General features: G+C 69.6%; 17 protein-coding genes. 14 read left to right on the top strand and 3 right to left on the bottom strand.

Going from position 1 to position 11,855, the window contains the following annotated elements; all coding sequences use genetic code 11:
* Nucleotides 1–53 precede the first annotated feature (53 nt).
* A complete protein-coding gene (locus tag ACFU5F_RS40715) occupies nt 54–737 on the bottom strand; it encodes a 4-carboxy-4-hydroxy-2-oxoadipate aldolase/oxaloacetate decarboxylase (RefSeq protein WP_383898516.1) in 684 nt (227 codons plus the stop codon).
* 275 nt (nt 738–1,012) lie between these two features.
* Here ACFU5F_RS40715 and ACFU5F_RS40710 point away from each other — a divergent pair, with 275 nt between their 5' ends.
* From ACFU5F_RS40710 to ACFU5F_RS40650, 13 genes are all read left to right on the top strand, one after another.
* Entirely contained in the window at nt 1,013–1,762 is a 750-nt protein-coding gene (locus tag ACFU5F_RS40710) for a PIG-L deacetylase family protein (RefSeq protein ID WP_383898514.1), read from the top strand.
* A complete protein-coding gene (locus ACFU5F_RS40705; RefSeq protein WP_383898512.1) occupies nt 1,759–2,097 on the top strand; it encodes a hypothetical protein in 339 nt (112 codons plus the stop codon). Before ACFU5F_RS40710 ends, ACFU5F_RS40705 begins: the two co-directional genes overlap by 4 nt.
* A 142-nt stretch (nt 2,098–2,239) precedes the next feature.
* Nucleotides 2,240–3,277, top strand: coding sequence for a PDR/VanB family oxidoreductase (locus ACFU5F_RS40700; RefSeq protein WP_383898510.1), 1,038 nt, complete (start codon nt 2,240–2,242; stop codon nt 3,275–3,277).
* Between the two features lie 122 nt (nt 3,278–3,399).
* Complete coding sequence (locus ACFU5F_RS40695; protein ID WP_383898508.1) at nt 3,400–4,458, top strand: Rieske 2Fe-2S domain-containing protein; 1,059 nt, start codon at nt 3,400–3,402, stop codon at nt 4,456–4,458.
* Entirely contained in the window at nt 4,455–5,171 is a 717-nt protein-coding gene (locus ACFU5F_RS40690; RefSeq protein WP_383898506.1) for an alpha/beta fold hydrolase, read from the top strand. Before ACFU5F_RS40695 ends, ACFU5F_RS40690 begins: the two co-directional genes overlap by 4 nt.
* Nucleotides 5,172–5,189: 18 nt before the next feature.
* On the top strand, nt 5,190–5,471 hold the full coding sequence (locus tag ACFU5F_RS40685) for a muconolactone Delta-isomerase family protein (RefSeq protein ID WP_037692017.1): 282 nt from the start codon (nt 5,190–5,192) through the stop codon (nt 5,469–5,471).
* Nucleotides 5,468–6,220: an SDR family NAD(P)-dependent oxidoreductase gene (locus tag ACFU5F_RS40680; RefSeq protein WP_383898504.1), complete on the top strand. Its 753-nt coding sequence runs from the start codon at nt 5,468–5,470 to the stop codon at nt 6,218–6,220. Before ACFU5F_RS40685 ends, ACFU5F_RS40680 begins: the two co-directional genes overlap by 4 nt.
* 31 nt (nt 6,221–6,251) lie before the next feature.
* Complete coding sequence (ligA, locus tag ACFU5F_RS40675) at nt 6,252–6,608, top strand: protocatechuate 4,5-dioxygenase subunit alpha (protein WP_037692013.1); 357 nt, start codon at nt 6,252–6,254, stop codon at nt 6,606–6,608.
* A 1-nt stretch (nt 6,609) separates the two neighbouring features.
* Entirely contained in the window at nt 6,610–7,449 is an 840-nt protein-coding gene (locus ACFU5F_RS40670; RefSeq protein WP_383898518.1) for a class III extradiol dioxygenase subunit beta, read from the top strand.
* 90 nt (nt 7,450–7,539) lie between these two features.
* Complete coding sequence (locus ACFU5F_RS40665) at nt 7,540–7,824, top strand: hypothetical protein (RefSeq protein WP_383898502.1); 285 nt, start codon at nt 7,540–7,542, stop codon at nt 7,822–7,824.
* 124 nt (nt 7,825–7,948) lie between these two features.
* Complete coding sequence (locus ACFU5F_RS40660; RefSeq protein ID WP_383898500.1) at nt 7,949–8,671, top strand: YceI family protein; 723 nt, start codon at nt 7,949–7,951, stop codon at nt 8,669–8,671.
* Nucleotides 8,672–8,824: 153 nt separating this feature from the next.
* A complete protein-coding gene (locus tag ACFU5F_RS40655) occupies nt 8,825–9,337 on the top strand; it encodes a citrate/2-methylcitrate synthase (protein WP_383898498.1) in 513 nt (170 codons plus the stop codon).
* A gap of 41 nt (nt 9,338–9,378) precedes the next feature.
* The gene (locus tag ACFU5F_RS40650) at nt 9,379–9,591 is read left to right on the top strand and encodes a hypothetical protein (RefSeq protein ID WP_383898496.1); all 213 of its coding nucleotides are present in this window, start codon (nt 9,379–9,381) and stop codon (nt 9,589–9,591) included.
* On the opposite strand, the gene ACFU5F_RS40645 is transcribed toward ACFU5F_RS40650, so the two are convergent.
* Together ACFU5F_RS40645 and ACFU5F_RS40640 are read right to left on the bottom strand one after the other, a co-directional pair.
* Nucleotides 9,588–10,766, bottom strand: a complete 1,179-nt coding sequence (locus tag ACFU5F_RS40645) for an acyl-CoA dehydrogenase family protein (RefSeq protein WP_383898494.1) — start codon at nt 10,764–10,766, stop codon at nt 9,588–9,590. The two genes, ACFU5F_RS40650 and ACFU5F_RS40645, sit on opposite strands and share 4 nt — an antisense overlap.
* 103 nt (nt 10,767–10,869) lie before the next feature.
* The gene (locus ACFU5F_RS40640) at nt 10,870–11,247 is read right to left on the bottom strand and encodes a ferredoxin (RefSeq protein WP_383898492.1); all 378 of its coding nucleotides are present in this window, start codon (nt 11,245–11,247) and stop codon (nt 10,870–10,872) included.
* Nucleotides 11,248–11,420: 173 nt separating this feature from the next.
* Between ACFU5F_RS40640 and ACFU5F_RS40635 the strand changes: the two genes are divergently transcribed.
* Nucleotides 11,421–11,783: a DUF6479 family protein gene (locus ACFU5F_RS40635; protein WP_383898490.1), complete on the top strand. Its 363-nt coding sequence runs from the start codon at nt 11,421–11,423 to the stop codon at nt 11,781–11,783.
* The last annotated feature ends 72 nt before the right edge of the window (nt 11,784–11,855 follow it).

Raw genomic sequence — 11,855 nt, 5'->3', positions numbered from 1 at the left:
GCCGCCGGCAGCGCGAGCTCCGGCGGCACAGCAGCGGGGGCGCGGGCGTGCGGTCAGTCCTGATAGACGACACCCAGGTCGGCCAGCTTGGCGCGCAGTTGGTAATAGTCGACACCCAGAGTCCCGGAGCGCAGGACCTCGCGGGTGGCCGCCTCCTTGGCGATCCGCTTCTCCGCGAGCTCGGCTGCCTCCTCCGCCTCCGCGAGGGGCACGACGACCACGCCGTCGTCGTCGGCGACGACGACATCACCAGGGGAAACGTTCACTCCGCCGAGTGCCACGGGCACGTTGACCGATCCCGGGGACGCCTTCACCGTGCCCTGCGCGGACACCGACCGCGCCCAGACGTGGAAGCCCATGCCCCGCAGCTCGGCGGTGTCGCGGACACCGGCTCCCGTGACCAGGCCGATGACGCCCCGGGTGGCCAGGGAGGTCGCCAGCAGCTCGCCGAACATGCCGTCCGTGGACGGCGAGGTGGTCGTCACCACCAGGACGTCCCCGGGCCGGCAGACCTCTACGGCGGCGTGGATCATCAGGTTGTCCCCCGGGTGGGAGCTGACCGTCACCGCGGGACCCGCCACACGCACGTTTCGCTGATTCGGCAGCAGACCGGTCCCCGCGAAGCCGCGGCGGCCGATGGCTTCGTGGACCGTCGACACCCCCGCCTCGGCGAGCCGGGCGACGACGTCGGCAGCGGGCCGGGCGATGTTCCTCACAACGACGTGGCGGTCGCGCATGTCTCCTCCGGAATGCTCAGGGTTGATGTCAGGAGAATTCATGAACAAAACCCCCTTGTCAATAACAAAGTTGGATATATGGCGACACCAGCCTGTCTGATCCATTTCGTCGCACCATCGGTCAAGTCCGTGCGAGCACATGGGAGTTCGGCCGACATCCGAGTTCTCCGCCCCGGCACACCGACAGCGATCCGGGCCGTCTCCGGCGCACATCCGGGGCCCACGCGCCTTCCCCTCTGCTCACCCACCCACCCCACTCGACCCAAGGAGTCCTGATGAGCCACGACACCTCCCCTACGTCCGAAGGCGCGCTGCTGGTGATCAGCGCGCACGCGGGCGACTTCGTCTGGCGGGCCGGCGGCGCCATCGCCTTGGCCGCCGAACGCGGTCAGCGCGCGAAGGTGCTGTGCCTGAGCTTCGGCGAGCGCGGCGAGTCCGCCCGTGCCTGGCGGGACGGCCTGCGCCTGGACGAGATCAAGGAACTCCGCCGCACCGAGGCCACGAACGCCGCGGCCGCGCTGGGTGCGGAGATCGAGTTCCTGGACGCCGGGGACTACCCGCTGCTGGAGACCCAGGAGTTGGTGGACCGCATCGTGCACGTGTACCGGGAGGTGGATCCCGCGGTCGTCCTCACTCACACCCTCACGGACCCCTACAACGGCGACCATCCGGCCGCCGCCCGTATGGCGCTCCAGGCACGCGTGCTCGCCCAGGCGGTCGGTTACGACGCGCCAGGTGAACCGCTCGGCGCTCCCCCGGTGTTCTTCTTCGAGCCGCACCAGCCGGAGCAGTGCGACTTCAAGCCGAACGTCCTGCTGGACATCACCCCCGTCTTCGACAAGAAGCGCAAGGCCATGGAGTGCCTGGCCGCACAGCAGCACATGTGGGACTACTACACCGACCTCGCCAAGCGGCGCGGCGTTCAGCTGAAGCGCAACGCCGGACCCAACCTCGGCCTCGCGCACGGAACCATGGGAGAGGCGTACGTGCGGCTCTACCCGCAGACGACGGGTGTCCTGGCATGACGGCGCACAACGCGACGGGTGCCCGCGCGGCCACACACGTCTGGGTTCCCTTCCTCGACACGTCCCTGTACGTGCAGTTCACGGACGAAACCGACCGGGTGCACGGAACGGCCGGAACGTACGCCCCCCGGAGTCTGTTGGCCGAGGCCGTCCCCGAGGACGCACTCACACGCGACGACCGTTACGGCGTGGTGATGTGGCGCATCGACGTCGAACGGCTGCACGCCGTCGTGGAAGCCCTCTGGAACGAGGACGACCGCCAGGTGCGGATCCACCTCGACCAGGCCCCGCGGGCACGCAGGGACGACGACATGCCCGGCCCGCGCGACGGATGACGTAGTCCGGGCCACGACCATACGCCGCCCCGGTCCGGTCATTCGAGCGATGACCTGGGCATCCTGCGGTGGCTAGCGTCGATCGCGCCGCCACCGACACCGGGCGGCCCGCCCTGCCGACCGTACCGAGGAGATGACGAACGTGACGAGCCCTTCAGCCACCGCCCCGGACACGCATCCTCTCGGTTCCGCCGCGGCCGGAACGCCGTCCGGGACCCGGCGCGGCACCGAGGTCGAAGGCACCGTCACGGTGCTGGCCCGGCAGGCGGTGGCGGACGACGTGGTGTCGCTGGAGCTCGCGGCGAGCTCGGGCGAACCGCTGCCGGTCTGGCAGCCGGGCGCGCACATCGACGTCGTCCTGCCCACGGGCGCCACCCGGCAGTACTCGCTGTGCGGCCCGGTGGGAGACACGGCTCACTGGCGTGTCGCGGTGCTCCGGGAGCCCGACGGGCGCGGCGGATCGCAGTGGATCCACGACCACGTCGAGGAGGGCGGCGAACTTCGGGTGCGCGGCCCGCGCAACAACTTCCCGTTGCGGCCCGCCACCCGATACCTGTTCGTCGGCGGCGGCATCGGCATCACCCCGCTGCTCCCGATGATCGCCGAGGCCACGGCGGTCGGCGCCGAGTGGTCCCTGCTCTACGGTGGCCGCACACGCTCCTCCATGGCGTTCCTGCCCGAACTGGAGGGCCACGGCGAGCGCGTGACGGTGCGGCCGCAGGACAAGCACGGACTGCTCGACCTCGCCGGCTTCCTCGGTGATCCCGACCCGTCCACCCTGGTGTACTGCTGCGGTCCCGCAGGGCTCGTCGACGCGGTCGAAGCGCACTGCGCCGACTGGCCGACCGGTGCGCTGAACATCGAGCGGTTCGCCGCGGCGGCCGTCCGACAGCCCGCCGACGACATGGCCGAGCAGCCGATCGAGGTGGAACTGCGGGCGTCCGGGACCACAGTGACCGTGCCGCCCGGCCTGTCGGTCCTCAAGGCCGTGGAGCAGGCGGGCGTCCCTGTCCTGTCCTCCTGCGAGGAAGGCATCTGCGGATCGTGCGAGACCTCCGTCCTGGAGGGCGAGGTCGACCACCGCGACTCACTGCTCACCGAGGACGAGCGCGCCGCGAACGACACGATGCTGATCTGCGTCTCCCGGGCGCGCGGCGGACGCCTCGTCCTGGATCTCTGACACCCCCGACTCGGTCCGGACAGCGTCCTTGTCGGTCGCAAGCGGACCGGTACACCTCAGTACCCATCACCGACCCGGCACACCCCCGAGCCGGACGGCCGACCCCGAAGAAAGGACCCGCGATGACATTGACACAGCACGTGCGCAACGGCTGGTACCTGGGAGCCTGGTCCGACGAGATCGGCCGAACACTCAAGCAGCGCTGGATCACGGACATCCCCGTCTGCTTCTACCGGCTGCCCGACCAGACCGTCACGGCCGTCGAGGACCGCTGCCCCCACCGCAAGTACCCGTTGTCCCTGGGCCACTTGGACGACGAGGGAACCCTCCAGTGCGACTACCACGGTTACCGCTTCGACGGCCAGGGCGTGTGCGTCGGGGTCGCCGAGCAGGCCGACCGGCCCAAGGCGGCACTGCGCCGGTTTCCCCTGGTCGAGCGGGACGGTGCCCTATGGATCTGGCCCGGAGACCCCGAACTGGCCGACGAGAGCCTGCTGCCCGACACCTCGTGGCTGACCGACCCGAACTGGACCCATGTTCACGGCGTCGTCCCGCTGAAGGCACGGCACATGCTGCTCCTGGAGAACCTGCTCGACCTCACCCATGAGACGTTCCTGCATCCGACGAGCATCGGCAACGCCGCCGTCGCCGCGACCCCGATCGACGTGACCGTGGACGGCGACCGGGTCGGCTTCAGCCGACGCATGATCGGCATCGAGGCCCCTCCGTTCTACGAGAAGTCCTGCGGACTGACCTCTCCTGTGGACCGTTGGCAGGACGGCGACTTCTACCCTCCGGGCATCTTCGTCCTCAACATCCGCGTCGCGGCCACCGGCACCGAGGAGCCGGACGGCTTCCACATGAAGGTGCTCTACGGGATGACACCGGGGCGCGGCAACGAGACGCACGACTTCTACGCACTGGGACGCGACTACCTCATCGACGACCAGGAGCTCACGAAGTTCCAGCACGAGCAGCAACTCGCCGTGATGCAGGAGGACGTCGACGCCCTGGAGGCGCAGGAGATCATGTACGCCACCGATCCGGGCGGCACCGCCGAGTCCAGCATCAAGTCCGACCTCGCCGCACTCCGCGGACGCCGTGCGGTGGCGAAGATGCTCGCCCGCGAACAGCGCGCACAGCAGGGCGCCCGCATCCCTCACAGCAGGGCGTCCGTATGAGCGGCCGCCCCGTCTTCGTACTGCTCCACGGAGCCTGGCACGGCGGATGGGTGTGGCAGCACGTCACACCGCTGCTGCGTGCGGCCGGGCACGAGGTGCACTCCCCCACGCTGACCGGGGTGAGCGACCGTGCCCATCTGCTCAGCCCGCAGGTCGGGCTCAGCACCCACATCCAGGACGTCGTGGCGCTGATCGAGGCCCACGACGCCCGGGACGTCGTCCTCGTCGGGCACAGCTACGCCGGCCAGGTCGTCACCGGGGTCGCGGACCGGATCCCCGACCGGCTGGCCCGGCGCGTGCACCTCGACGCCTTCGTCGGCGACGACACGGACGCGGCGATCGACCTCCTTCCCGAACGCATCGCCGGGCACTACCGGGAGTCCGTGGCCGGCCCCGGCTTCGGCTGGCTCATCCCGGTGCGCTCGCTGAGTGTGCTGGGTGTCGAGGAACAGGCGGACCTGGACTGGCTCGGCCCCCGGCTGACCCCACACCCCTGGCTGACCTACACCGAACCCCTCCGTCTCACCGGGAAGGCCGACCAGGTACCCGGCGCCTTCATCGAGTGCACCGACTGGATGCGGGTGTTCACCCCGCACGCCGAGCGTGCCGCCGCCCGTGGCTGGCCGGTCCACGAGATCGCCACCGGCCACGAGGCCATGGTCACCGCCCCGGGCCGACTGGCCGAACTGCTGCTGGAGATCGCGGCAGCCTGACCCGTGAAGGAACGCCCCATGGAATTCCTCGTCCGTACCGAGAACACGCTGCCCCCCGACACACCTGACGACGTACGCGAGAGCCTGCGCAAGGGCGAGCGCGAACGGGCCATGCAGCTCAGGGAGTCGGGAATCCTCAAGCGGCTGTGGCGGGTTCCGGGCCGCAACGCGACCATCGGCCTGTACGAAGCAGCCGATCCGGCGGAACTGCACGACGCTCTGGTCTCCCTGCCCATGTGGAAATGGATGGACATCACCGTCGAGGCGCTCGCCACCCATCCACAGGAGAAGGCGCCATGACCGTGTGCCCTGACGGTCGAAGCCCACGGGTCGCGGTGGTCACAGGTGCCGCCGGTGGCCTGGGGCTCGCCGTCGCCCGCAGACTGGCCGAGGACGGTTTCACGGTCGCCGCCCTGGACATCGCCGAGACCGACGACACGGACCCGACTCCGGGTGTCCGGGCCTGGCGTTGCGACGTCACAGATCCGGCCGCGACCCGCCAGGCCGTGACGGAGATCGCCGAGACGTACGGCGGTGGCCGGATCGATGTACTCGTCAACAACGCGGGATCGCTCTCCGGCCGGGCACCACTGCTGGAGACGACCCCGGAGGAACTGCACCGGTTCTTCGCCGTCAACGCCGTCGGCCCGCTGCTCATGGTGCAGGCCTGTGTGCCCTGGCTGAGCGCAAGCCCGTGTCGAGGGCGGGTGATCAATGTCGCGTCCCGCACCTTCTTCACGGGAGCGCCGGGCCAGATCGCCTACGTGGCCAGCAAGGGCGCACTCATCGGCATGACCCGGGTGATGGCCCGCGAGCTGGGCGAGCACCGGATCACCGTCAACGCGGTGGCACCCGCGCAGGTGGCCACTCCGGGCACCCGGGCGCACTCCGACGACGAGGTGTTCGCCGCGACCATGCGCCGACAGGCGATCGAGGAGTTCGTCACCCCGGAGCACTTCGCCGGCCTCGTCTCCTATCTCGCGTCCCCCGACGCGGTCATGGTCACCGGCCAGACACTCGTCTGCGACGGCGGCGGGCTCCTGCACTGACCGGCGACACCACGGGAGAGGAGAGGAACGAATGAACGGCATCACACCCCAGGTCCCAGGCACCTATGTCTTCGACGCCGCGGAAAGTCGACGCGCCCGGGCCCTCAACCGGCTCTGCGGTTCCCTCAAGGAGGCCGAGAACCGGGAGAAGTTCCAAGCCGACGAAGCGGCGTACTGCGAGACATACGGACTCACGGTCCAGCAGCGGGACGCCGTCCTGCGACGGGACTGGAACCGGATGATGGAGCTGGGCGGCTCCATCTTCTACGTCTTCAAGCTCGCCATGGTCGACCAGAGATCCATGCAGTACCTCGGCGGGGTGTTCACCGGCATGACCACCGAGGAGTTCGCGCAGGCATTGAAAGCGGGAGGGCGGAGCTTTGGCTGAGGTGATATGGGGTCTGGCCACCTCGCACGTGCCGTCGATCGGTGCGGCCATGGACCGCGGGAAGACCGAGGACCCCTACTGGAAGCCGCTGTTCGACGGATACGCGCCGGCCCGGGAGTGGATGGCCCGGCACACGCCCGACATCGCGGTCATCGTCTACAACGACCACGCCAACGCCGTGGACATGAGCGTCACGCCGACCTTCGCGCTCGGAACGGCGGAGTCGTACCGGGTGGCGGACGAGGGATGGGGCAGCCGCCCGGTGCCCGCGGTCACGGGCGCTCCCGAGTTCTCCGACCACCTGGTCAACAGCCTGATCGACGCCTCCTTCGACCTCACCGTCTATCAGGAACTCGACGTCGACCACGGCCTGACCGTTCCCCTGTCGGTGTACTGCCCCGATCCCGGCGAACGCTGGCCCTGCGCGGTGGTGCCCCTCCTGGTGAACGTCATCCAGTACCCGCAGCCGACCGCCGCACGGTGCCTGGCCCTCGGCCACGCGCTCGGCGAGGCGATCCGGTCCTTCCCCGAGGACCTCAAGGTCGCAGTCTTCGGTACGGGCGGCATGTCTCACCAGCTCGCGGGCGCCCGCGCGGGACTGATAAACCAGGACTTCGACCGAATGTTCCTGGACGCCATCGAGCACGACCCTGTGAAGCTGGCCGCACTGACGCGCGAGCAGTACATCCGCGAGGCCGGCTCCGAGGGCATCGAACTCATCATGTGGCTGATCATGCGCGGTGCGTTGGGGCCACGGATCCGACGCGTGCACGAGACCTACCACGTACCCGCGTCCAACACGGCGGCCGGCATGGTGTTGTTCGAGAACCTGAGCCGGTGATCCACCGTCAGTCCTGACCGGCCGACGCTGGTGACGTGGGAGCGACAGGGTGCTGGATCGACTGCTCGGGGTTTCGACCTGGGGCGCTACATGGACGAAGCACGGATGGGCCTGTTCATGACCCACCTGCAAGCCCTCCTCGGTAAGGGAACGCCCCTGCCCGAGATGTCTTTCAAATCGGTCGAACAGGGCGCCGCGACCTCCGTCCTGCTGGCCGCCTCACCCTTGCTCGATGGCATCAGCGGCCGGTACTTCGAGGACTGCGACGAGGCCCCACCGCACCAGCCGGGCACCAACACCGGGGTCGCGCCGCACGCCCTGGACCCGGTGGTGGCCGAGCGACTCTGGCCGCTCTCCGAGCAGCTCCTGGACTGACCTCACGCCGCTCGCCGACCACGACTGAGCCCGCGGACACCCGTAGCAGCCCTTCCGCCCAGGCCGACCCTCGACCACATACTTGAAACTTCAGTTGAAATCCTCAAATACTTAGGGAGACACGATGGCAGGCAGTATCCGCAGGCACTGGAAGCGCTGGCTCATCGCCGGTGCGGCAACCGCCGCCGTGCTGGGCACGGCGGGCCCCTACGTCTACATCAACTACGTCCAGGACAAGCCACCGGCCGCCCTCTCGCTCGACGACCCGCCAGGCTCAGACTCCTCCGGCAGTTCCTCAGGTTCCGGGGAGCAGGCCGGGCAGGAGGGTGTCGAGGGCGCCTGGCGGGTGGGCAGCGGCTCGCAGGCCGGTTACCGGGTAGACGAGGTCCTCTTCGGCCAGAACGTCACGGCAGTGGGCCGCACCGAGGAGGTCACCGGCGAGCTGGAGATCGAGGGCAACCGGGCCGTCAGCGGATCCTTCACCGTCGACCTGGCCTCGGTGAAGAGCGACTCCGACCAGCGCGACGGCCAGTTCCGCGGCCGGGTCATGAACACCGAGCGGTACCCCGAGGCCACCTTCGAGCTCACCGAGCCCGTCGACTTCGGGTCGACGCCGAAGGTGGGCGAGCAGGTCAGCGCCGAGGCCACGGGCGAGCTGACCGTCCACGGCGAGACCAATCCCGTCTCCTTCGACCTCGACGCCCAGCGCACCGCCGACGGCTTCCGGGTCAACGGCTCCATTCCGGTCACCTTCGCCGACCACGGCATCGACGCACCCAACTTCGGCGGGATCGCGGTGGAGGACGAGGGAGACATCGAGTTCCTCCTCACCTTCGAGCGCGCCTGAGTTTTCACGTCGACGGCTCTCCGACGGCCGGATTCGGAGCCGACATGTCGGACGGCATCCCGGGCACGCCGGTGTTCATCACGAGTCGCCCCCGACTCGATACAGGGAGCCATCGCCGCAGGGCTTCTCGGCGGCGGCTCCCGCTTCCTCGGCGTGACCGAGGACTGCGGCCGCTTCCTGCATGACGCCCTGTCAACGCTGGAGAACGGCCACCCGACCGACGAGGCCGGCTGGGACGAACTCGCCCTGGCCACCGTACGCTCCCGAAGAGAGGCCCGGGAGCTCATCCCCGGCCTCGGACACCACGTCCACAAACAAGGTGACCCCCGCACTCCGAGGCTGTTCCAACTCGCCACGGAGGAAGGGCTGTTCGGCACGCACCTGTCGCTGTTCGCGGCCATCGGCCGGGTCCACCCCCAGGTGCTGGACAGCACCCTGCCGCTCAACGGCGCCGGGGTCTGCGGTGCCGCACTCGCCGACCTCGGTCTTCCGCTGGACCTGCTCCGCGCCTTCGCCCTGCTCGCCCGCACGGCCGGACTCATCGGCCAGCTCGCCGAGGAGATCCGCAACCCCGTCGCGAACGACATCCTCCTGTCGGTGGACCTGAACAACCGGCCCGTCCCGCCGCAGCCCCACGACGACCCACGCCCCACGGGGCACGCGTGACCTCACTGTCCGGGGCCGGGTCCACGAGGGCCCGGCCTCCCATGTGCTCCTGGAACATCAAGGCCCTCTGCCTCGGGTGCCTCGACGAGCCCATGCTGCTGATCAACGCGCTCCACGTCTTCTTCACCTACGCGGCGGACGAGATCGACAAGGGCCCGACACCGGACCCGGCCCACGTGGCCGGCCCCATCCCCTTGAACATGACGCGGGGGGCACCGCCGTCAGGTCCACAGGCTCGTGATCAATACACCTAGCGCCGCACCCTGGGCATTCCGAGGCCGATCCACGAGATGATCTCGCGCTGGATCTCGTTGTTGCCGCCGCCGAAGGTGAAGATGACGGCCGAGCGGTAGCCGCGTTCGAGTTCGCCGTGCAGGACGGTGCCGGCGGAACCCTCCTTGAGGGCGCCGGCGGCGGCGACGATCTCCATGAGCCAGGCGTAGGCGTCGCGGCGGGCCTCGGAGCCGTAGACCTTCACGGCGGAGGCGTCCTGCGGGGTGAGGGTGCCTTCCTGCAGGGCGCTGACCATGCGCCAGTTGAGGAGTTTGAGGGCGTCGAGCCTGGTGTGGGTCTGGGCGAGGCGGCGGCGGACCCAGGGCAGGTCGATGACGCGGCGGCCGTCGGCGAGCTTGGTCTCCATGGCCCAGCGCTGGACGTTGTGCAGGGAGCGGATGGCCATGGTGCCGTGGGCGGCGAGGGTGACGCGCTCGTGGTTGAGCTGGTTGGTGATCAGCCGCCAGCCCTTGTTCTCCTCGCCGACGCGGCGGGAGACGGGGACACGGATGTTCTCGTAGTAGCTGGCGGTGGTGTCGTGCGAGGCGAGGGTGTTGATGAGCGTGCAGGAGTAGCCGGGTTCCGTGGTCGGGACGAGGAGCATCGTGATGCCCTTGTGGGGCGGGGCGTCGGGGTCGGTGCGGACCGCCAGCCACACCCAGTCGGCCGTGTCACCGTTGGTCGTCCAGATCTTCTGGCCGTCGACCACGTAGTGGTCGCCGTCGCGGACCGCGCGCGTCTTCAGCGAGGCCAGGTCCGTGCCGGCGTCGGGTTCGCTGTACCCGATGGCGAAGTCCAGCTCGCCGGAGAGGATCCGCGGCAGGAAGTACGCCTTCTGTTCCTCGGTGCCGAACTGCATGATCGTCGGGCCGACCGTGTTGAGCGCCATCAGGGGGAGCGGAACGCCCGCCTGGGCGGCCTCGTCGAAGAAGATGAACTGTTCGATCGCGGTCAGGCCGCGTCCGCCGTACTCCTTCGGCCAGCCCACGCCGAGCCAGCCGTCGGCGCCGAGCCGGCGGATGGTCGCGCGGTAGAAACGCTTCTGCGCGGCCGGGTCGGCATGGCGGGTGTAGGCGCCCTCCGGAACCAACTCGGTGAAGTAGGCGCGCAGTTCGGTGCGCAGCCGCTGCTGCTCGGGCGTGTATTCGAGGTGCACGGCGCCTCCAGGCTCCCCACGGCGGACCTGACGGCGCACACGCTAGAACGTGTTCCAGTAATTGGGAACAGCGGGAGCGCGGGCCTTTTCCGGCGCCCGAGGCTCAGCGCAGGGTGGCCAGGAAGTCCGTGCAGGCCTGGGCGCACTCGCGGCAGGCCTTGGCCCCGTCCTGGGCGCCGGGGGAATCGTCGAAGGCGCGCGCGCACTCCAGGGCGACGGTGCGGCACCACTCCACCTGGAGGCGGATGCCCGCCTCGTCGAGGTTGGCCTCGTCGGAGAGCGCCCTGCACGTGGCGTCGCACACCTCCGCGCACATGATCCCCTTGCGGCGCGTCTTCTCCTCGGCCTCGGGCCCGTCGGGGTCGACGAGGCTCGCTCGCAGCGCGCACTCCCGCGCACACTCGGTGCACGCCTGCGCACACGCGAAGCGGTCCTCGAGGAATCGGATGAGTTCCTGCTGGGATGTCGTCGTCGTGGTCACCACGGGCGGGTAGCCGGAGCCCACCGCGCCAAACACCGGGCGCCGGGAACGGCCACGCACGGCCGCAGACGCGGTTCCGGGGGTTCCGTTTCCGGGCCACCGGACAGGGCACTCGGCCATGAGCCGTTCGAAGCGGGCCGGTTCACTCGACCGATTGGGGGTATTCATCCCTTATGAACATGGAATGGACTGATATAGCCGCAGAACGAAGCGTACTGGGTGGTATCGCACCGTTCCTGGCAGGCGTCGTGGTGGTGGCCATGCTCATCGGCGCCCTCTGGCTGGGCGCCCGCGTACGCGCCCGCGAGCCGCGTCGGCCGCGCCCCGACGAGCAGCCCCGGCTCCCCGAGGGCGGCCCTGTCCGGGAGGAGCAGTTGAACCGCGAACCGGACGAGATCCCCCAGAGCGACCGTCGGCTGACACCCTACGAGGTGCACGGCAACCAGGGGACCCGGCCGAGTGCGGACAAGAAGCGGCCGCGCTGGAGCGGGAAGAGCAGCGGCGGTTTCGGCAGCGGCGGCCTGGGCGCGCACTGACCTCCGACGCCGAAGGCGTGAGGGACGACCGAAGCCGTGAGGGGCGGGCGTCGAACGGATCCGTTCGACGCC

The sequence above is a fragment of the Streptomyces sp. NPDC057438 genome, from assembly GCF_042802995.1.
In the GTDB taxonomy this organism is placed as follows: domain Bacteria; phylum Actinomycetota; class Actinomycetes; order Streptomycetales; family Streptomycetaceae; genus Streptomyces.
This window is presented reverse-complemented; position numbering and strand designations above follow the sequence as displayed.

Coding starts and splice junctions, on each gene's coding strand:
- ACFU5F_RS40635 (WP_383898490.1), top strand. CDS start 11,421: ATGAACATGGAATGGACTGATATAGCCGCAGAACGAAGCGTACTGGGT.
- ACFU5F_RS40695 (WP_383898508.1), top strand. CDS start 3,400: ATGACATTGACACAGCACGTGCGCAACGGCTGGTACCTGGGAGCCTGG.
- ACFU5F_RS40650 (WP_383898496.1), top strand. CDS start 9,379: ATGTGCTCCTGGAACATCAAGGCCCTCTGCCTCGGGTGCCTCGACGAG.
- ACFU5F_RS40715 (WP_383898516.1), bottom strand. CDS start 737: ATGCGCGACCGCCACGTCGTTGTGAGGAACATCGCCCGGCCCGCTGCC.
- ACFU5F_RS40680 (WP_383898504.1), top strand. CDS start 5,468: ATGACCGTGTGCCCTGACGGTCGAAGCCCACGGGTCGCGGTGGTCACA.
- ligA (WP_037692013.1), top strand. CDS start 6,252: ATGAACGGCATCACACCCCAGGTCCCAGGCACCTATGTCTTCGACGCC.
- ACFU5F_RS40690 (WP_383898506.1), top strand. CDS start 4,455: ATGAGCGGCCGCCCCGTCTTCGTACTGCTCCACGGAGCCTGGCACGGC.
- ACFU5F_RS40705 (WP_383898512.1), top strand. CDS start 1,759: ATGACGGCGCACAACGCGACGGGTGCCCGCGCGGCCACACACGTCTGG.
- ACFU5F_RS40710 (WP_383898514.1), top strand. CDS start 1,013: ATGAGCCACGACACCTCCCCTACGTCCGAAGGCGCGCTGCTGGTGATC.
- ACFU5F_RS40660 (WP_383898500.1), top strand. CDS start 7,949: ATGGCAGGCAGTATCCGCAGGCACTGGAAGCGCTGGCTCATCGCCGGT.
- ACFU5F_RS40685 (WP_037692017.1), top strand. CDS start 5,190: ATGGAATTCCTCGTCCGTACCGAGAACACGCTGCCCCCCGACACACCT.
- ACFU5F_RS40665 (WP_383898502.1), top strand. CDS start 7,540: ATGGACGAAGCACGGATGGGCCTGTTCATGACCCACCTGCAAGCCCTC.